An 18,467-nucleotide genomic window follows, 5' to 3' on the forward strand; every position below is an offset into this window, starting at 1 on the left:
TCACCCCTGCCCGCACGCGATTCGCCGCGCCCTCCGAAAGGCCATCCCCATGCCCGTGGAATTCCTCGGCATAGCCGCCACCAACGACGGCTCCGAAACCACCGCACGTTCCGGCGCCGCCTTCGACAAGGAGTACACGCTCCGGCTCGCCCGGGCGCACGAGGACCACGGCTGGGACCGGGTGCTGTTCGCCTACGGCTCCGGATCCCCGGACCCGGCCCCGGCCGCCGCGTATATCGCGAGCAGGCTGGACCGCCTCCAGATCCTGCTCGCCCACCGGCCCAACGTCTCGTACCCCACCTTCGCCGCCAAGACCTTCGCGACCCTCGATCAGATCAGCGAAGGCCGGCTGGCCGTGCACTTCATCACCGGCGGCAACGACCACGAGCAGGGGCGCGAGGGCGACACCCTCACCAAGGACGAGCGGTACGCCCGCACCCGCGAGTACATCCGGATCGTCAAGAAGATCTGGACCACCCACGAGGCCTTCGACCACGAGGGCGAGCACTACCGCTTCCACGACTTCGTGAGCGACGTCTTCCCCGCCCAGCAGCCCCGCCCGAACGTCTCGTTCGGCGGTTCCTCACCCGCCGCCTACGCCGCCGGAGGCGCGGAGGCCGACATCTACTGCCTCTGGGGCGAGCCGCTGGAGGAGACGGCCCAGCAGATCGAGGCCGTGAAGGCCGCCGCTCGGGCCGCGGGCCGCACGGACGTACCGCGCATCCAGGTCGCCTTCCGCCCGATCATCGCCCCGACCGAGGAACTGGCCTGGGACAAGGCCCACCGCACGGTCGGTGCCATCAGGCAGCACCGGCAGGCCGGCCTCTACCGGCGCAGGCAGGGCGGGGTCCTGGAAGCCCCGGCGCCCCAGAACACCGGATCGCAGCGGCTGATCGCCATCGCCGAGGCGGGGGAGCGCTACGACCGGGCGCTGTGGACCCCGACCGCCGCCGCCACCGGGGGTGCGGGCAACTCCAACGCCCTGGTCGGTACCCCGGAGACGGTCGCCCAGGCACTGCTGGACTACCACGACCTCGGCGTCGACATCCTCTCCGCCCGCGGCTACGACCTGCTCGGCGACGCCATCGACTTCGGCCGGTACGTGATCCCGCTCGTCCGCGAGGAGGTGGCGAAGCGCGACGCCGCGCGGGGAGCCGCGGCGGGCGCCGCGCACGGGGCGGGCTCGCCCCGCCAGTCCCTCGCGGCGGTGCGCGGATGACCTCCGCCGCGTGCGGAACGCCCCGCCTGCACACCCACCTGAACACCCGCCCCCTCAGCCCGCTCACCACCTTCACCCCGCTGAGCACGCCCCGCCACGGAAAGGCCTCCCCGCTGTGAACCTCCCCGGTCCCGGGCTCCGCACCCGCCTGCGCACGGCCGCGGCGCTCGCCCTGCTGCCCCTGGCGGCGCTGACGGCCTGCGGCTCAGGCGGCGCAGCCCCGGTGGTGGCGGGCGCCCAGGCCTCCCCCGCGCCGGCCGACGACCCCGTCGCCGGCGTACGGGCCGTGGACTCGATCGCCGCACTGCTCCCCTCCGACGTCCGCAAGGCGGGCACCCTGCGGGTCGGCGGCTCCGTCGGATCCCCGCCGTCGGCGTACTACCCGAACGGGCAGGACAAGCCGCCCGCCGGCCAGGACATCGACATCGCGGAGGCGGTGGCCAAGGTCCTCGGCGTGAAGCTGGAGCGGCAGGACGCCTCCTTCGAGACGATCCTCCCCGCCCTCGGCAGCGGCAAGTACGACTTCGGCACGGGGAACTTCGGCGTCACCGCCGAACGCCTGAAGACCATCGACTTCGTCACCTACATCAACGACGGCCAGGGCTTCGGGGTCAAGACGGGCAACACCACCCTGACCACACAGGTCTCCGACCTCACCCAGCTGTGCGGACTGACCATCGGGACGGGGGCGGGCACGACGTTCGAGAAGACCCTCACGGCTCAGAAGGACGTCTGCGCCGCGGCGGGCAAGAAGCCGTACGAGGTCAAGGTCTTCTCCGAGACCGGGGCCGTCACCACCGCCCTCCAGCAGGGCCGCATCGACGTCGTCATGTCGACGATCAACGGGCTGCGCCACCAGGCGGCACAGCCCGCCGCGCAGACCACCTTCCTCGGCGGATACCACCGCCTCGACGTCGGCTTCGCGTTCAAGAAGGGCTCCCCGCTGACCCCCGCCTTCCAGGCCGCCGTCAACGAGCTGATCAAGGACGGCACGTACTCCCGGATCCTGAAGAAGTGGGGCACCGCCGCCTCCGCGATCGACACCTCGCGGATCAACCCGGCCGAACACACGTGAGCGAGACCGTGAACGGGCCGGTGGACGGGGCCCAGGGCGATGTCGAGGGCGGGGGCGAGGCCCAGGTGATGGTCGACGTCCACGCCGTCCACAAGAGCTTCGGCCCCCTGGAGGTCCTGCGCGGCGTCGACCTGAAGGTCCGTACCGGCGAGGTCACGGTGGTCCTGGGCCCCTCGGGCTCGGGGAAGTCCACGCTCCTGCGCACCATCAACCACCTGGAGAAGGTGGACCGTGGCTGGATCCGCGTCGACGGCGAGCTCATCGGCTACCGCGGCGCCCGGGGCAAGCTCCACGAACTCAAGGAGAAGGAGGTTCTGAAGCAGCGCACGCGCATCGGATTCGTCTTCCAGAACTTCAACCTCTTCCCGCACCTCACCGTGCTGGACAACCTCGTCGAGGCCCCGGTCTCCGCACTGCGCCGCCCGAAGGAGGAGGCCCGGGCGGCGGCCCGCCGGCTGCTGGAGCGCGTGGGCCTCTCCGACAAGGCGGATGCCTACCCAAGGCAGTTGTCCGGCGGGCAGCAGCAGCGCGTGGCCATCGCGCGGGCACTCGCCCTCGAGCCCAGGGTGCTGCTCTTCGACGAACCGACCTCGGCGCTCGACCCGGAACTGGTCGGCGAGGTCCTGGACGTCATCAAGGACCTGGCGCGCGCAGGCACCACGATGCTCGTCGTGACCCACGAGATCGGCTTCGCCCGGGAGGTCGCCGACACCGTCGTGTTCATGGACGGCGGCGTCGTCGTGGAGCAGGGCCCGCCCGGGGCCGTCCTGGACAGCCCGCGCCACACCCGCACCCAGGCCTTCCTCGCCAAGGTGCTCTGACCGCCGGCGGTTCCGGTGGTGGTTCCGGTGGTGGCCCCCCGGTGCCGTGCTCCGTGCGGACCATATGATCCACGTTCACCACTCGGACAACAGCGGCACGGAGGACGGCGAAGCGGATGAGCAGCCGTGACGGCACCCACCGGAACCGGGCACCCGGCTGGCCGGGCTACCGCTCCGGGCCGTCCCGCGCCGACGGCCCGGGCCGGGTCTTCCCGGCCCCGGTACCGGCCGGGCTGCGGGCGCTCGGAGCCGGGGTCCGGGCGGCCGACTGGCCGGTGCGGCTCGCCTTCCGCGGTTCCCGGATCGCCCTGCTGGACACCCTCTGCCGCTGGCAGACCCTGCGCGCGCTGTCGTACGTACACCTCCTGGCCGCCCGCACATCGGACGGGCGGCTGCCGGACGACCTGGGGGTGGTTCCCGGACCGGACACGGCGGGCGATCCGGGTCTGGCCGAACTGCTGGCGCGGCTGGAACGGGCCGCCGCCGGTCTGCCTGCGGACCTGCTGGACGCGGTGGTCCGCGACAGCGGCGGGCTGCTCGCGGACAACCGGTTCGCGGCATCGGTGCTGGCCGCCGGGCTCACGGCCGATTCCCGGCCGCGGGACCCGGACGAGGCCGTCTCCCGCGCCGTGGTGCTCACCAGCTATTGGTACGAGGTTCCCGAGCGGCGCGGGGCCCTGGCCCTGACGTGGAGCGCGAACCTGTTCGTCCGCTCCTGGCTGGAGTGGTCGGTGCGGTTCGAGTACGGGGACCCCGCGGGTGGCATCGGCATCACCAGCGACCCCCGCCCCGCCCGCCCCGGGGCGGAAGCCCTACCGGACTGGGCGGCGCCCCTGCTGGCCCGCGTCACGCGGGGCGAGGACCCGCCGGTCCGCCCGTGACACCGGTCCTCGAAGGCGCACCCGCGCCATGACCGGTCGAGGATTTCGAGAACGTTTCCCCGGGCCGGAGCCGGGGAGGGCTCGGTCGTCGAACCGTTCCCGCCACCCGGGGGACCAACAGGGGGGCGGGCGGACGCGTTCGGTACCGCGGTGCGGACCGGACCGGCTGGTGCCGGTCGGGGTCCGGCGCCGTACCAGTCCGAGAAGACAGGGGAGATCTTCTTGATGCCCGTGGCCCTTTCCGCGATGGTGTCCGTGCTGGTGGCGCCGACCGCGTCCGCCGGCACCGGCGTCTGAGTGCACGAACTGCCGCTGCCGGCAAGCCACGTCCAGAGTTCGGCCCAGGCGATGAACGACGCCGGGGACGTCGGGGGGCTCTCGCTGGACGAGAACGATGACGGCCATCTCGTGCGGTGGGGTGCCGACGGTTCCCTGACCCGCCTGCAGGCCATCGACGCGGGGGCGGGGGCCCGGGCGGCCGAGGCGGCCGAGGACGGCACCGTGGCCGGTTTCACCGACACTCCGTACGGCGTACGGCGTACGGCATGCGGCCCGCTGGTACGCGGTCGGTGTGCTCACCAGGCTCGAGGAACCGCCGGGCTACATCGACGGCGAGGCCCAGGACATCAACGACTCCCACGTCACCGTGGGACACCTCTCGACCGGCGGCCTTGCTGCGCCTGCCCCCGAAGACGGACGGGGGAGTGGCCACCGGGATCAACGCGCGGGGGAGATCACCGGTTACGCGTGCGTGCCCGGCGAGAAGACCCGGGCCGTACGGTGGGACACCGCGGGCCGGTCCACGATCTCGGCTCGCTCGGGGGCGCGTACGGCGAGCCGACCGCGATCAACGACCGCGGTACGGTGATCGGCCGGGCGACCGACGGGGCCGGGGCCTGGAAGGCCGTCCGGGCCGCACGCGGGAAGAAGCTCGAAGCCCTGCCGTCCCAGGGAACCGGCGCGGGTTCCGTGAGCATCGACAACGCCGACGTCGTGGTCGGCAACGTCAAGGACCACGCCGTGCGGTGGGACGGGAACCGCACCACCGAGCTCGCGGTGCTGCCCGGCACGGGCAGGGTCTCGTCAAGGGCATCAACGACGCGGGAACCGGCGTCGGCACCTCTGACGAGCGGGCCGTGACATGGGACGCGCAGGGGCGGGAAACCGCCCTTCCCCTTCCCGCCGGCGTCGACCGGACCCAGCCGCTCAGGCCCACGTCGCCGATCCGGTCCGCCGGGACCGCCGTGTGCGGTCCCGGCGGTCGGTCGGTCGTGCGGTCGGGCGGCGGTCCGGTGGCAGCCTGGACCGCCACCCGACCGCATCGGACTCAGGTCACGAGGAGGGCAGCCGGTGCGCCGCGGCGAAGGCCCCGTCGTGGTGGACCAGCGCGGTGGAGTCCTCCTCGACCGCGCCGGTCTCCACCTCGCCGACGACCATCAGGTGGTCGCCGATGCGCTGGCGCAGGGTGATCCGGGCGGTCAGCCAGGCGGGGACGTCCGCCAGGAGCGGGAGACCGTCGGCGTTGCGCGTCCAGCGGACCCCCTCGAAGCGGTCGACGCCGCTGCGCGCGAACTGCCCCGCCAGGGCGGTGTTCCCGGTGCCGAGCAGGTGGACGGCGAACCGGTCCGCGCGGTGCACGGCACCCGCGGTCGAGGCGCCGAGGCCCAGGTGGAAGGCGACCAGGGGCGGCCGCAGCGACACCGACGTGAACGAGGTGGCGGTGAACCCCGCGGGCCCGGGGACGGTGATCACCGTGACGCCGGCCGCGTGCCGGCGCAGGGTGTGGCGGAGTATCTCGGCGGCGGCCGCGGGAGCCGCGGGAGCCGCGGAGGGCTGGGTGACGGGGTCGGTGGAGATGGTCATGCCGGTTCCCTTCGGCGGGTGGGGTGCGGTGTGGCACGGGGCCGGGTGCGGGGGAGCGGAGCGGGTAAGGGCCGGGGAAGCGGGCCGGTCACCACACGCTCGACTCCACCACGACCTGCGGGACCAGTCCGCCCCGCACGGTCTCCAGGAACGTGACGACCTCCGCAGCCACGGAGCGGTGCTGCACGTCGTTGAGCACGTCGTGGTGGGCACCGCGGACCAGCGACAGCCGGGCGCGGGGCAGCGACTTGGCGACCCGGGCGAGCCCCTCGCGGTCCGCGAGCGGATCGGCGTCCCCCACGAGCAGCAGGGTCGGAGCGGCGACGGTGCCCCCGTACGCGGCGTCGAGCAGGGCGTCCGGCACCGGTTCGCCCAGCGAACCCCGCCGCACCTCGGCGTCTTCGCTCAGTACGCCCCGGTGCGTGGGGCAGGAGGTGCGTACGTCGAGTTCGGCGTCCCAGGTGTCCACGGAGCCGGTGGCGTGTCCCGGCAGCCCCGCGAGGACGACACCGTCCGGTTCCAGGGCCTGCGCCTCCCCGGCGAGGAGCGCCGCCACCGCGGCGGCGCCGAGGTCGGCTCCCACCAGTACCAGCGGCCGTACCACTCCGCCGTCGGCCGCGGTGCCGGCAACGGCCTGCGCGAGCCGGGCACCGAACGCCTCCGGTGAACCGGCCGGGGCCTCGGCGCCGTCCCGCGGCGGGTCGACGACCCGCACCCGGTAGGCGTCCGCGGCGAGCCGCTTCCCGAACCGCGCGTACGTGCCCCGGGTCTCCCCGCGGCCGGGCACCACGATGACCGTGCCGCGGGTGAGGAGACCCTCGGGGGCGTAGTGGTCGGTGTGACCGGTGTTGTCGATGATCACGCTGTTGTCGGTGGGGACAGCGGGGACAGCGGGGACGGTGTGTTGGGTCATCTCATGCTCCTACGGGCGTGATGTCGGTCGGGGTGCCGATCGGGGTGCCGGTCGCGGGCTTCCAGCCCAGGGCCGGTGCCACCTGCGTCGCGATGAGCTCGAGGGCACGCAGCGCCGCGTCGTGGTCCGGAACGGCCGGGTTGAACTGGGTGATCAGGTCGGTCGCCACGGGCAGCACCTTCTCCTGCCGCAGGGCCGTGACGATCTCGTCGGGGTGGCCGTGGAACGAGTGGAAGCGCCGCAGCGCCTCACCGGCGTCCAGGCCCTTGGGGAACGCCCCGCTCTCGGCCATGCGCAGCGCCGCCCGGTGGACGTCGTCACCGATCTGCCGCAGCGCGGTCCGCTTGTCCTTGGCCGGGAACACGAACCGCGACAGGCCGATCCTGGGTCGGTGCGGCCGGTCCCAGGCACCGAGGTAGGCGTCCGCCCAGGGGCGTTGGACCTCGTCGGTGGGCGCGTCGAAGCCGTACGCCGCCCGGTTGATCAGCAGGTTGGAGCCGCCGGCCGCGGCGTGCCGGGCACCCTCGCCGCTGAAGACGCCCTGCCAGATCCGGTCGCCGAAGTCACCGGCGGCCGGCTGGATCCGGAAGCCGGGGGTACGCACCTCCTCGTTCGCCAGGGCGCTGCGCAGCACCCGCAGGTTCTCGCTGGTCAGCTCGCGCCGGCGGGCCGGGTCCTGGCCGAAGGCGGCGTACTCCACCTCGCCGGATCCGCTGCCCACGCCGATCTCGACCCGGCCGCCGCTGAGCGCGTCGACGGTGGAGACGTCCTCGGCGAGGCGGACGGGATCCTCCAGCGGGAGGATGGTGACGGCGGTGCCCAGGCGGATCCGGCGGGTCCGCGCCGCGGCGTGGGCGAGGAAGGTCCACGGAGAGGACAGGCCGCCCCCGCCGGGGGCGACGTGGTGCTGGGCCACCCAGCCCACGTCGAAGCCGAGTTCGTCCGCGGCGACGAAGAGCTCCTGGGCGTTGCGGTAGGTCCGGGCGGGGTCGTCGCCGCGCCCCTGGACGTGGGTGAGGAAGCCGAGTCGGAAGCGCGGCGTCCCGGTGGTCACGGGCGGCCGCCTTCCGTGGTGCGGGCCCCGCCCGCGGCGACGAGGCCGGATGCGGCCGCCGTGCGCGCTCCGTGGCCCAGCACGTGGTCCAGGACGGCGGCGGCGCCGCCGTCCCCGAGCTCCGTGCCGCGCCAGGCGACGTGCTGGTCGGGGCGTACGAGGACGTGGCCGGTGCCGTACACGGCGCGGGCCCCGGGATCGGTCAGGTGGATCACCTTCAGGGGCAGCCCCCGCGCCGCGGCCTGCGCCGCGAACTCGTGCTCCACGGCGCGGTCCTCGGTGCCGTCCTCGGTGAGGACGAGCAGGGCGAAGGAGTCGCCGATGCGGTCGTGCAGTGTGCTGCCGTACGGGTCCACGCGGCCGTCCGGCGCCCGGTGGCCCGGCCGCGGGTCGTCCTCGTACAGGTCCGCGCGCCAGCGGGGTTCGGAGGCGAGCTGGTCCGGTTCGTACCAGATCACGGACGAGCTGTCGTATCGCTCGTCGAAGGTGACCCCCGCCGCGTCGAGCTGGTCCCGGCGCAGCCGTTCGCCGATCTCGGCCCGGCGCCGGACGGCCTCGTGGCCGTGGTCCGCGTCGTCCGGGACACCGTCCCGGCGGATCTCGGCGAGGGCCGTCTGCGAGCGCCGGGACCGCTCCAGCGCGTGGTCGGCGACGCGCCAGTTGTGCGGGCGCCGCTCCTCGTCGTAGGAGTCGAGGAGTGCGTCGGGGGCGAGGCCGCCGAGCACCGCGGCCAGCTTCCAGCCCAGGTTGGCCACGTCCCCGAAACCCTCGCCGAGGTTGCCGCCCGGCGTGCGCACGTGGGCGGCGTCACCGGCGAGCAGGATCCGGCCGCGGCGGAAGGTCCCGGCGATCCGGGTCGCGTGGTAGAAGGTGGTGGCCGAGACCAGTTCCAGGTCCAGGTCGAACCCGAAGGCGGCCCGGCCGACCTCCAGCAGCTCCTCCTCGCCGGGCTCGTACGCGAGCGGGTACGGACCGGCGTACACCCGCCATTCGCGGGTGCTCACGGCGGCCAGGAAACCGGACGCCTTCTGGTTGACGACGATGTTGGTGCCGCTGGGCGCGGCCCCGACCCGGTCGGAGATGTCGCCGGTGCGCACGATCAGGCGCAGCCGCTTCTCGGTGGCGTGCTCCCCCTCGCGGCCGATGCCAGCCAGCCGCCGGGTGGTGCTGGAGCCGCCGTCGGCGCCCAGCACGTACGCCGCGCGGACGGTGCGTCCCCCGCCCGAGTCGACGTCGGCGACCCGGGCGAGGACCCCGTCGGTGGACTCGTCCAGGGCGCGCAGCTCCCAGCCGCCGGCCACGCTCGCGCCGCGGTCCCGGAGGTGGTCGAGGAAGACCTGCTGCAGCACCGTCTGGGGCCGCCGCAGCGCCTCCTGCGATCCGTACCGGGCACCGCCCTGCGCGCTGAACGACGGGCGGGGCACGGGCACGAGTTCGTGACCGGCGAGCGAGGTGACGAGCCTGATGCCCCGGTTCCACTCCGGGGGATAGGTCCAGCCGTCACGGATCCGCCGGAGCAGCCCCCAGCGGCGGAAGGGCTCCACCACGCGCGGGGTGTGGCCCATGGCGCCCGCCCGGACCAGGGTGGCGCTGCGGGCGCGGTCGACGACGGCGACCCGGACGCCGCGGGCGGTCAGTTCGACGGCGGCGGACAGGCCGACGGGGCCCGCGCCGACGATCAGTACGTCGACCGCGGACGGCGGGGTCGCGGTCGGGAACCGGACGGTGTGGACGTCGCGCCCACCCGTCACCGGAAGTTCGGTCATGGCCGGGTCCTCAGCCGCTCAGCAGCTGGGGCGCGCGGCTGTGGCGGTTGGCCGGGACCGGCAGGCCGAGGTTGCCGCGCAGGGTGTCGGCCGCGTACTCGGTGCGGAACAGGCCGCGCTTCTGCAGCAGCGGGACGACGCCGTCCACGAAGAGTTCGAGGTCGTCGCCGGTGCGGAAGGCGAGGTTGATGCCGTCGAAGGTGCCGGCCGCGAACCACCTCTCGATGGTGTCGGCGACGGTGTCCGGTGCGCCGACGAAGGGCGAGCGGTGGAACTCGTTGACCAGCTCGCCGACTTGACGGAGCGTGAGGTTCTCGGTGCGGGCCCGCTCGATGAGCTTGGCCGCGCCCGTCCGGCCGCCCTTCTCGGCGAGGTGCGCGACGTCGGGGAAGGGTGCGTCCAGGTCGTGCACGCTGAAGTCGTAGGCGCCGAAGGCCCGTCCGAGCAGGGCCAGGTTGCGGCCGAAGTCGTTGTCCTCCTCGAAGATCTCCCGCTCGCGGCGCCGGGCCGCCTCGTCGGTGGCGCCGACGACCGGTCCGCCGTGGATGAAGATCTTGATGTGCTCGGGGTCGCGGCCGTACGCCGCGGTGCGGGTCTTGATGTCGGCGTAGTACGCCTGCGCCTGCTCCAGGGAGCCACCGGGCGCGTAGATGCCCTCGGCGACCTGCGCGGCCAGGTCGCGGCCCTCCTCGGAGACCCCGGCCTGGAAGATCACCGGCTGGCCCTGCGGAGAGCGGGAGAGGTTGAGCGGCCCCGCCACGTCGAAGTGCTCGCCGCGGTGCTCCAGCGCGTGCAGCTTCGAGGGATCGAGGAAGACGCCGCGCTCCGGGTCGGCCGGGAACGCGTCGTCCTCGTAGGAGTCCCACAGACCGCGGGCCACCTTGACGAACTCCAGGGCGCGGCCGTAGCGGGTGGTGTAGTCGAGGTGTTCCTCGAGCCCGAAGTTCTTCGACGTGCCGGTGTCGAAGCTGGTCACGACGTTCCAGCCGGCCCGGCCCCCGCTGATGTGGTCGAGGGAGGCGAACCGGCGGGCGAGGTTGAACGGCGAGTTGTAGGTGGAGCTCGCCGTGCCGACCAGCCCGATGTGCCGGGTGTGGGTGGCGACCGCAGACAGCAGGGTGAGCGGTTCGAGGCGGTTGAGGTAGTGCGCCGGGTAGGTGGAGTTGATGAACTGGCTGTCGACGATGAACAGGGCGTCGAACAGTGCGTGTTCGGCCGCCTGGGCCTGCTTGATGTAGTAGTTGATGTCGATGCTGGAGTTCTTCGCGACGCGCGGGTCCTTCCACAGGCCGTGCTGGCCGGGGCCGCCGACGCCGTAGGGGTGCAGGGCGAGGTGGATCGTGCGGGACATCGTGGTTCCTGTCTGTCGTGGACCGGTCGTGAACTCAGCTGTGCAGGAGGGTGCGCAGGGCTGCGCGTTCGGCCCGGTCCGCCGGTGCGGAGTGCAGGGTGGGCGCGGAGCCGAGGAGCAGGCGCGTGTAGGGGTGCCGGGGGGCCCGGACGAGGTCGCGGGTGGCGCCCGCCTCGACGAGCTCGCCCCGGTAGAGGACCGCGATGCGGTCGGCGGTCCCGGCGACGGAGCCCAGGTCGTGGGAGATGAACACGAGCGCCACCCCGGCCGCGCGCAGTTCCTTGAGGATCTCCAGGACCTGGACCCGGTTGGCGGAGTCCAGGGCGCTGACCGGCTCGTCGAGGATGACCAGCCGCGGGTCGGTGACCAGGGCGCGGGCCACCGCCACGCGCTGGCGCTGACCGCCGGACAGCTCTCCGGGCAGCCGGCCGAGCAGCTCCTCGGAGAGGTGGACGCGGGCGAGGAACGAGCGGACCCGGGTCGCGGCCTCCCCGGGCGCGACGCCCCGTACGAGCAGCGGCTCGGCCAGGGACTCCGCGACGGTGAGGTCCGGGTCGAGACTGTGCAGGGGGTCCTGGAAGACGTACTGGACGATGCCGCGGCGGCGCAGGTTCCGCCACTGGCGGTGGTCGTGCCCGCTCACCTCCTCGCCGGCGACGCGGATCGAGCCCGCCGAGGGGCGCACGAGGCCCAGGACGGCGCGGGCGAGGGTGGACTTGCCCGAGCCGGTCTCGCCGATGATGCCGAGGGTCTCGCCGGGGGCGACGCTCAGCGACACCCCGGCCAGGGCGCGTTGGCGGCGGCGGCGCGGACCGTAGTGCACCTCGAGACCGGTGACCTCGAGGACCGGCCCCACCGGCGAGGCCGCGCCGGGGGCTCCGGGTGCGGGTGCGGCGGTCACGAGGCCTCCTGGGCTACGAGGAACCGGTCGAGGCCGTACTGCTCGTGCTCGGCGATGAGCAGCCGGGTGTACTCGTGCCGCGGCTGGTGGAGCACCGTCAGCGTCGGGCCCTGCTCCACGACGTGGCCCCGGCGCATCACCAGGACCTCGTCGCACAGCTGGGCCACGACGGCCAGGTCGTGGGAGACGACCACGAGGGCCAGTCCGGCGCTCTCGCGCAGGTCGGCGAGGAGGTCGAGGATCTCGGCCTGGACGGTGACGTCGAGGGCGGTCGTGGCCTCGTCGGCGATGAGGATCTCCGGGTCCGCGCAGATCGCGGCGGCGATCAGGACCCGCTGCAGCATGCCGCCGGAGAGTTCGTACGCGTACTGCCCGTAGACCAGTTCCGGATCGCGCAGGTGCACCGCCCGCAGGAGCTCGATCGTCCGTCCGCGTGCCTCCCGCCGCTTCAGCCCCTTCTTGACCCGCAGCACCTCGGCGATCTGCGGACCCACGCGGATCGAGGGGTTCAGGTAGGAGGCGGGGTCCTGGAAGACCGCGCTGATCGTGGCTCCGCGCAGGGCGGTCCACTGGCGGGGCGTCAGCGAGGCGATGTCCGTACCGGCGATCTCGACCGATCCGGCGGTCACCTCGAAGTGCGGGGGCAGGATGCCGAGCGCGGCCCGGCAGGTCAGGGTCTTGCCGCTGCCGGACTCGCCGACGATGCCGACCGTCCGGCCGGGGACGAGGTCGAAGCTCACCCCGTGGACGATCTCGCGCCCGGTGACGTGATCGGTGATGTGCACGTCGCGGACCGAGAGCACCGGTGGGGCCGCGGGGCCGCCGGGAGCGGCCGGTTCACCGCGGGTGCCGCCCGGGAGGGGTCCGGGGACGGTTGCGTGGGACAGCGTCGTCATGGCGTGCCTCCGGCGGGTACGGGGTCGGGGTCGGAGTTCTTGAGCCGGTTGGCGCGGGCCCTGCGGCTGTTGGCCAGGGCGTGGCCCGCCTCTCCGGAGACGTCGCGGATCGTGTCCGCGAGCAGATTGGCGGCCCAGACGGTGACCATGATCAGCAGGGCGGGTGCGAGGGGGGCCCAGGGCTGGTGGCTGAGGTAGCCCAGGTCCGAGGCGAGCAGGCCGCCCCAGGTGGGCGCCGGGGGCTGGATGCCGATGCCGAGGAAGGTGAGGCTGGAGACGATGATGAAGCCGACTCCGGTGGTCTGGGCGAGCGCGACCGCGATCGGGGGGAGCACCTTGGCCCAGACGTGCCGGCGCACGACCCAGCCGATCGAGGCGCCGGAGATGAGCGCCGCCTCCACGTACTGCGAGCGGGCCACGGAGAGGGTGGCGGCGCGGGCCACCCGGTAGAAGAGGGGCGAGACCAGGGTGCCGGTGACCAGCATGGCCTGGGTGAGGCCGTTGCCGAGCAGGGCGATCACGGCGACGGCGAAGAGCAGGTACGGCAGCGCGACGAGCGTGTCGGCCAGCCGCAGGGTGAGCCACTCGAAGCCCCGACCGAGGTACACGGACAGGATCCCGGGGACCGCGCCGACGGCCAGCGCCGTCAGGGCGACCTCGAGGGAGCCGAGCACGCTGATGCGGGAGCCGTCCAGGAGGCGGCTCAGCACGTCCCGGCCGAGGTAGTCGGTGCCCAGCCAGTGCGCGCCCGAGGCGGAGGCGAGCGGGTGCTCGCCGGTGGCCAGCGGATCCTGCGGGGCGAGCAGCGGGCCGAGGAGGGCGAGCAGCAGGACCAGGGTGAGGATGGCGACGGCGGTCCGTCCGGACGTGAGCGCGAGAACGCGGCGCACCATGGTCACAACCCCCGCCCGGCGGCCGGCGTGACGCGGGCCAGCACCAGGTTGACGATCAGGTTGAAGGTGACGACCAGGACGATCGACACCACGAGGACTCCCTGCACGGCGGGTACGTCGCCGGCCTGGGCGGCGTCGTTGGCGAACCGGCCGAAGCCCTGCAGGCCGAAGATCCACTCCGTGACGACGGAGGCGCCTACCAGGGCGGGGAACTTCAGGCCCAGGGTGGCGAGCACCGGTCCGAGGCCGTTGCGCAGCACGTGCCCGAAGAAGATCCGGCGCGGGCCCAGCCCCCGCACCAGCGCGCCCGTGACGTAGTTCTCGCGGTAGGCGGCGACCAGACTTCCGCGCAGCTGGCGGGCGACGTCGGCGACGACGTCGAAGCTCAGCGCGACGGCCGGGAGGGTGATGTGCGCGAGCCACGGCCCGATCCCCTGTCCGGCGGGCACGTACCCGGCGGAGGGGAACCAGTTCAGTCCGACCGCGAGGACCGCCACCAGCACGATGCCGACGACGAAGGCCGGCATCACCGAGATCAGCGTGACGAAGCCGGTGATCGCACGGTCGATCCACGTGGTGCGGCGCAGTGCCGCCGCGGTGCCGAGGAGGAAGCCGGCCACGACGCCGATGAGGAGGGCGAACGTGGCGATGGAGAGGCTCACCCCCAGACCGAGGCCGATGAGGGTGGAGATGTCGGCACCGTTGGCCCAGCTGGTGCCGAGCCGGCCGTGCAGGACGCCGCTGAACCAGTCCCAGTACTGGACCAGGAAGGGCGTGTCCAGGCCCCATTGGGCCTCCACCCGGTGGATCGCCTCGGGGGTGGCGTCCTCGCCCAGCTGGATCCGGGCCGGGCTGAGCCCGCTCATCGACCGAAGCGAGAACGTCACGAAGGTCGCGACCAGGAAGACGGGTACGAAGATCGCGGCCGACCGGGCGAGGGCGGCCGCGACGCGCACCGCCGCGTGCCGCACCCGGGTCGGGGCGACCCCGCGACGGCGGGCGGCCGCGGCGGGGAGTGCGGTCGTGGTCACGGGGTTGCCTCCAATCTGTCGTGGACGGGGGTCAGTTGCCGGAGATGGTGACGCCGGTCCAGTCGATGTGGGCCGGGTTCTTGGGCAGGCCGGAGATCGACTTGTTCTTGGCGATGAGGTTCGGCGAGGAGTACGTGAAGACCAGCGCCCTGCTCTCCAGACCGGCCCGGGTCGCCGCCTGCAGCACCTTGGAGTAGTCGGGCGCGTCCAGCGGGGTCTGGCGGACCTTCGCGATGGCGGCCTCGAAACCGGCCGGCTCGTAGGGCGAGCTGAGGTTGAGCGGGCCGTTGGGGCCGAAGTGGGCGGTGAGCGTCTGCGCGGCGGAGTCGCGGCCGGTGGTCCCGTACAGCGAGAAGGCCAGGTCCTTGGCGAAGAAAGGGGTGGACCAGTTCTTGTCGATCTTGATGGTGACGGTGATGCCGACCTTGGCCAGCTGCGACTGGACGATCTCGGCCTGCGGGTCCTCGGCGGGGATGACCAGGTTGAGCTTGATGTCCCCGGGCTTGTGGCCCGCCTCGGCGAGGAGCTGCTGCGCCTTCGCCGGGTCGTACGGGTGGGTGTTCTCGGACTCCGGGTCGTAGGCGACGTACCCCTTGGGGAACGGCTGGTTGGTCACCGAGCCGTAGCCGAAGGTGAGTTTGTCGACGAACTCCTGCCTGTTGACCGCGTAGCGCACGGCGTCGACGACCTTCTCGTCGTCGAACGGCGCCTTGTTGATGTTGAGGCTGATGTTCGAGGCGTTGAAGCCCGGCTGCACGAAGACGTCCAGGCCGGCCTTCTTGGCCGCGTCCGCCTGACTGGGCCTGATGTCGGCGAAGTTGTAGACCCCGGTCTGCAGGCCGTTGACCACGGTGGAGGCGTCGGGGGCCGAGGTGAGCTCCACGTTGTCGATGTGGATGTTCTTCGCGTCCCAGTACGCCGGGTTCTTCTTCAGGACCGCCTTGGTGCCCGGGACCAGCTGGGTGATGGTGAACGGCCCGGCGCCGACCGGGTTCTGGTCCAGCTTCTCGGGGGCGGCGGCCGCCTTGGGGCTGGCGATCTGCAGGACGCGCTGACCGAGCAGTTGCGGGATCTGGTAGTCGACCTGGGTGAGGTGGAGCACCGCGTCCAGGCCGCTGGCGTCCACCGACTGGATCGAGGTCAGGTCTCCGAAGAGGGCCGAGTTCTTCTGCTTCTTGGCCCGTTCGACGGCGTCCTTGACGGCCGCGCCGTCGAGCGGCTCGCCGTCGCTGAACTTCAGGCCGGGGCGCAGGTGGAAGGTGACCTGGTCGCCCTTGTCGTTGTACTCCCACTTCTCGGCGAGGTCGGGGACGGCCTTGCCGTTCTCGTCGGTACGGGTCAACGAGGCGTACACCAGGGCGAGTTCACGGAACTGGGCGCCACTGCCGGAGACGACCGGGTCCCAGTGGGCCGGGAAGTACGAGGAGGTCCACTTCAGCGTGCCGTTGCCGCCCGCGCCCCCGCTGCCGGCCGAGGCGGCGTCCGTGGCGCAGGCGCTGAGGGCGGGGGTGAGTACGGCGACGAGGGCGGTGGCGAGCACGGCGAGGCGCGGCCGGGGGCTGCGGCGCACCGGCGGGAGGTCCAGTCTGGAGCTGCGGGGCGTGAGGCGTGCGGACATGTCTGTCTTTCCTATGACTTGGTCCCGGCCTGGGCAGGGCAGGGGAGGGGAGGGCAGCGGAGGGGCAGCCGGGGAGGCGTGGCCGGGTGGCCGCACGCGGCCGGCGGCGGGAAGGCCGAAGGCGGGGCGGTCGAAGGCGGGACGGCGGGACGGCGGGACGGCAGGGCGGCGGGATGGCCGACGGGCAGGGAGTCGCGGCTCCGGGGCGCGGGCGGCTACCCCGTGATGCCGGCGGACGGCGCCGGCAGGGCCGCCAACGCGGGCCGGGGAAGCGGAGGGAGGGGGGTACGGCGGGGCGCGGAGCGCGGGCTCCGGCAGGAAGGGGACGCGGCTCGGCAGGAGCGCGGACGGCCGGGACCGCCGGGAGCGGTCAGGGGCCCGTGGGCCGGGAGCGGCGGTCGGTCAGCGACAGAGGGCGCTGGAGGTGCGCCGCAGGTCCACGTAGCGGCACACCACACCGGGGTGCGTCGTAAGCATGGGGCACATCCTGGGGGCAGTCGTTGGCGGCTGTCAATGGACACCAATTGGTGTCTCATTGGGCGGGACGGTCCCGCCGCAGGTCACAGGCGTGTCAGCGCGCCGAAGAAGTGCCGTGCCGGGCAGCCGGACGCACCGCGGCCTCGTCCGGGTGCAGCCACAGGGGACCGTTGCCGGTGTCCACCCGGACAGCCCGCGCGGGCGGCCAGGGGCCGTCCGCCAGCATCCGCCGCTCGGGGTCGGTCAGGCTGCGGTGGCGCTCCAACGCCTGCGCCGGGGACGGCGGTCCACCGTCCACCGGCAGCCCCGGTGCCAGTTCCGCCACGGCCGCGGCGTACTCCTCGAACGGCCGCCAGCCGGGCACCGCTCGGTACTGCGCGGCGGTGCGGAACAGCAGCGTCGGAAGGGCGTACCGGTGCCCGCCGCCGGTCTCCTTGGCCGCCCCGGGATGCGGCGATCCGCCCCGTACGGACCGCACTTCGGGGACCGGACGGCGCGCCTCGGCATGGTCGGCGCGCACCTGCCGGAGCACCTCGGCGCACGCGGCGTCCACCGATAGCCGCGCCGGATCCAGGCCCGGCACACCCGCCGCGCAGGCCAGCGCCAGCTCGACGGTGTCCGCCGGCTCCCCGAGCACGAAGACGCTCTCCCGCAGCCGCCGCAGCACCCGTTCGGCCACGTCGGCGCCCTGCCGCTGCGCCGCCTTGGCGACGAGCGAGGCGGGCCACGAACTGGCCGCCACCCGTTCGAGCCGCACGGCGCGGGGAGCCCGCGTATGGGCGGTGATGTCCTCGACGTAGCGCGCGTACCAGGCCGTCTCCGCCGCCGGGTCGGGAGGCGGGTCATCATCCGCGTCGAAGAGGATGCAGAACACCCGCCGCCAGCGGACCCGGCCGTCCAGGGCCGTCCGCAGCCGGCGGAAGACCGGCTCCGAGCCCCACGCCCAGGGGCACAACGGGTCGGTGTACTCGACGACTTCGAGCTCCGGCGGTGACACAGGCACGCCGTGTGAAGTCGGCGCACGGTGTGAAGTCGGCACGCTGTCTGAAGTCGGCGCGCCCTGTGAAGTCGGCGCGCCCTGTGAAGTCGGCGCGCCGTGTGACGTCGGCGCACCGCCCTGCGTCGGCGCACCGCCCGGCGTCGGCACTTCGCCCGGCGTCGGCACGCCGCGCGGATCCGGTGGGCCCGGCGGGGTGGTCACGCGGCGCCCTCGCGGGCCAGCCGTCCGGCCGCTCCCACCGGCATCAGCGAGGCCAGCGTCGCCCGGCCCAGCACCGCCGCCGCGTCCGCCTCGACCCGCCGCCACACCTCGGGCAGCCCCGCCGCGGGGCCGGGGTAGGCGAGCCCGGCCAGCGGCTCGCCGCGCAGCGAGATCAACTCGCCGTCCACCGCGCGCGCCACGTCCAGCAGGCTGATCTCGCCGGCGGGCCGGCCGAGCCAGTAGCCCCCCTCGCAGCCGCGCTGGCTGCGCACAAGTCCGGCCTTCCGCAGTTCGCCCACCACGGACTTCAGGAACCGGAACGGGATCTGCTGCGAGGAGGCGATGGCCTCGCAGGTCAGCGGGCGGCTCGGCTCACTTGCGAGCTCCAGGAGCGCGCGCGTGGCGTAGTCCGCCTTCGCGGAGATATGCATGCGCCCATCATGCCCGACACGCCGGTCCACCGAAGGGCTTCAGCCGCTCCGCACTGCGCATTGCGGGAACGTTGCC

18 protein-coding genes are annotated in these 18,467 nt (G+C 73.5%); 6 read left to right on the top strand and 12 right to left on the bottom strand.

Annotated features, from left to right (window positions below; all coding sequences use genetic code 11):
- The first annotated feature begins 49 nt into the window (after positions 1 to 49).
- The 6 genes from OG904_RS27635 (at position 50) to OG904_RS27660 (ending at position 5,136) form a co-directional block, all read left to right on the top strand.
- Positions 50 to 1,219, top strand: a complete 1,170-nt coding sequence (locus tag OG904_RS27635) for an LLM class flavin-dependent oxidoreductase (protein ID WP_405495473.1) — start codon at positions 50 to 52, stop codon at positions 1,217 to 1,219.
- A complete protein-coding gene (locus OG904_RS27640) occupies positions 1,216 to 1,338 on the top strand; it encodes a hypothetical protein (RefSeq protein WP_405495475.1) in 123 nt (40 codons plus the stop codon). Before OG904_RS27635 ends, OG904_RS27640 begins: the two co-directional genes overlap by 4 nt.
- Positions 1,335 to 2,294, top strand: a complete 960-nt coding sequence (locus OG904_RS27645; RefSeq protein ID WP_405495477.1) for an ABC transporter substrate-binding protein — start codon at positions 1,335 to 1,337, stop codon at positions 2,292 to 2,294. The genes OG904_RS27640 and OG904_RS27645 overlap by 4 nt, the downstream gene beginning before the upstream one ends.
- A 68-nt stretch (positions 2,295 to 2,362) precedes the next feature.
- Entirely contained in the window at positions 2,363 to 3,115 is a 753-nt protein-coding gene (locus OG904_RS27650) for an amino acid ABC transporter ATP-binding protein (RefSeq protein ID WP_405498307.1), read from the top strand.
- Positions 3,116 to 3,231: 116 nt separating this feature from the next.
- Positions 3,232 to 3,996, top strand: a complete 765-nt coding sequence (locus OG904_RS27655) for a hypothetical protein (RefSeq protein ID WP_405495479.1) — start codon at positions 3,232 to 3,234, stop codon at positions 3,994 to 3,996.
- 747 nt (positions 3,997 to 4,743) lie between these two features.
- Positions 4,744 to 5,136 (top strand): hypothetical protein, encoded by a 393-nt coding sequence (locus tag OG904_RS27660; protein ID WP_405495481.1) that lies wholly within the window; start codon positions 4,744 to 4,746, stop codon positions 5,134 to 5,136.
- Positions 5,137 to 5,328: 192 nt separating this feature from the next.
- Here OG904_RS27660 and OG904_RS27665 read toward each other — a convergent pair whose 3' ends face one another.
- The 12 genes from OG904_RS27665 to OG904_RS27720 all read right to left on the bottom strand — a co-directional run bounded on the left by OG904_RS27665 (position 5,329) and on the right by OG904_RS27720 (position 18,391).
- The gene (locus OG904_RS27665; protein ID WP_405495483.1) at positions 5,329 to 5,859 is read right to left on the bottom strand and encodes a flavin reductase family protein; all 531 of its coding nucleotides are present in this window, start codon (positions 5,857 to 5,859) and stop codon (positions 5,329 to 5,331) included.
- Positions 5,860 to 5,947: 88 nt separating this feature from the next.
- Positions 5,948 to 6,772: an alpha/beta hydrolase gene (locus OG904_RS27670; protein ID WP_405495485.1), complete on the bottom strand. Its 825-nt coding sequence runs from the start codon at positions 6,770 to 6,772 to the stop codon at positions 5,948 to 5,950.
- A 1-nt stretch (position 6,773) separates the two neighbouring features.
- Positions 6,774 to 7,826, bottom strand: a complete 1,053-nt coding sequence (locus OG904_RS27675; protein WP_405495487.1) for an LLM class flavin-dependent oxidoreductase — start codon at positions 7,824 to 7,826, stop codon at positions 6,774 to 6,776.
- Positions 7,823 to 9,592, bottom strand: coding sequence for an FAD-dependent oxidoreductase (locus OG904_RS27680; protein ID WP_405495489.1), 1,770 nt, complete (start codon positions 9,590 to 9,592; stop codon positions 7,823 to 7,825). Before OG904_RS27680 ends, OG904_RS27675 begins: the two co-directional genes overlap by 4 nt.
- A gap of 10 nt (positions 9,593 to 9,602) precedes the next feature.
- Positions 9,603 to 10,943 (bottom strand): NtaA/DmoA family FMN-dependent monooxygenase, encoded by a 1,341-nt coding sequence (locus OG904_RS27685; RefSeq protein ID WP_405495491.1) that lies wholly within the window; start codon positions 10,941 to 10,943, stop codon positions 9,603 to 9,605.
- Positions 10,944 to 10,977: 34 nt separating this feature from the next.
- Entirely contained in the window at positions 10,978 to 11,844 is an 867-nt protein-coding gene (locus OG904_RS27690) for an ABC transporter ATP-binding protein (protein WP_405495493.1), read from the bottom strand.
- The gene (locus OG904_RS27695) at positions 11,841 to 12,740 is read right to left on the bottom strand and encodes an ABC transporter ATP-binding protein (protein WP_405495495.1); all 900 of its coding nucleotides are present in this window, start codon (positions 12,738 to 12,740) and stop codon (positions 11,841 to 11,843) included. Before OG904_RS27695 ends, OG904_RS27690 begins: the two co-directional genes overlap by 4 nt.
- Positions 12,737 to 13,633 (bottom strand): ABC transporter permease, encoded by an 897-nt coding sequence (locus OG904_RS27700; RefSeq protein ID WP_405495497.1) that lies wholly within the window; start codon positions 13,631 to 13,633, stop codon positions 12,737 to 12,739. Before OG904_RS27700 ends, OG904_RS27695 begins: the two co-directional genes overlap by 4 nt.
- 2 nt (positions 13,634 to 13,635) lie before the next feature.
- On the bottom strand, positions 13,636 to 14,664 hold the full coding sequence (locus OG904_RS27705) for an ABC transporter permease (protein WP_405495499.1): 1,029 nt from the start codon (positions 14,662 to 14,664) through the stop codon (positions 13,636 to 13,638).
- A 31-nt stretch (positions 14,665 to 14,695) separates the two neighbouring features.
- The gene (locus OG904_RS27710) at positions 14,696 to 16,282 is read right to left on the bottom strand and encodes an ABC transporter substrate-binding protein (RefSeq protein ID WP_405495501.1); all 1,587 of its coding nucleotides are present in this window, start codon (positions 16,280 to 16,282) and stop codon (positions 14,696 to 14,698) included.
- Between the two features lie 571 nt (positions 16,283 to 16,853).
- The gene (locus tag OG904_RS27715) at positions 16,854 to 17,762 is read right to left on the bottom strand and encodes a DsbA family protein (protein ID WP_405495503.1); all 909 of its coding nucleotides are present in this window, start codon (positions 17,760 to 17,762) and stop codon (positions 16,854 to 16,856) included.
- 194 nt (positions 17,763 to 17,956) lie between these two features.
- On the bottom strand, positions 17,957 to 18,391 hold the full coding sequence (locus OG904_RS27720; protein WP_405495505.1) for an RrF2 family transcriptional regulator: 435 nt from the start codon (positions 18,389 to 18,391) through the stop codon (positions 17,957 to 17,959).
- Between the last annotated feature and the right edge of the window lie 76 nt (positions 18,392 to 18,467).

The organism is Streptomyces sp. NBC_00096, assembly GCF_045041305.1.
In the GTDB taxonomy this organism is placed as follows: domain Bacteria; phylum Actinomycetota; class Actinomycetes; order Streptomycetales; family Streptomycetaceae; genus Streptomyces.

Coding starts and splice junctions, on each gene's coding strand:
- OG904_RS27720 (WP_405495505.1), bottom strand. CDS start 18,391: ATGCATATCTCCGCGAAGGCGGACTACGCCACGCGCGCGCTCCTGGAG.
- OG904_RS27650 (WP_405498307.1), top strand. CDS start 2,363: ATGGTCGACGTCCACGCCGTCCACAAGAGCTTCGGCCCCCTGGAGGTC.
- OG904_RS27665 (WP_405495483.1), bottom strand. CDS start 5,859: ATGACCATCTCCACCGACCCCGTCACCCAGCCCTCCGCGGCTCCCGCG.
- OG904_RS27700 (WP_405495497.1), bottom strand. CDS start 13,633: ATGGTGCGCCGCGTTCTCGCGCTCACGTCCGGACGGACCGCCGTCGCC.
- OG904_RS27680 (WP_405495489.1), bottom strand. CDS start 9,592: ATGACCGAACTTCCGGTGACGGGTGGGCGCGACGTCCACACCGTCCGG.
- OG904_RS27635 (WP_405495473.1), top strand. CDS start 50: ATGCCCGTGGAATTCCTCGGCATAGCCGCCACCAACGACGGCTCCGAA.
- OG904_RS27670 (WP_405495485.1), bottom strand. CDS start 6,772: ATGACCCAACACACCGTCCCCGCTGTCCCCGCTGTCCCCACCGACAAC.
- OG904_RS27640 (WP_405495475.1), top strand. CDS start 1,216: ATGACCTCCGCCGCGTGCGGAACGCCCCGCCTGCACACCCACCTGAAC.
- OG904_RS27710 (WP_405495501.1), bottom strand. CDS start 16,282: ATGTCCGCACGCCTCACGCCCCGCAGCTCCAGACTGGACCTCCCGCCG.
- OG904_RS27655 (WP_405495479.1), top strand. CDS start 3,232: ATGAGCAGCCGTGACGGCACCCACCGGAACCGGGCACCCGGCTGGCCG.
- OG904_RS27695 (WP_405495495.1), bottom strand. CDS start 12,740: ATGACGACGCTGTCCCACGCAACCGTCCCCGGACCCCTCCCGGGCGGC.
- OG904_RS27685 (WP_405495491.1), bottom strand. CDS start 10,943: ATGTCCCGCACGATCCACCTCGCCCTGCACCCCTACGGCGTCGGCGGC.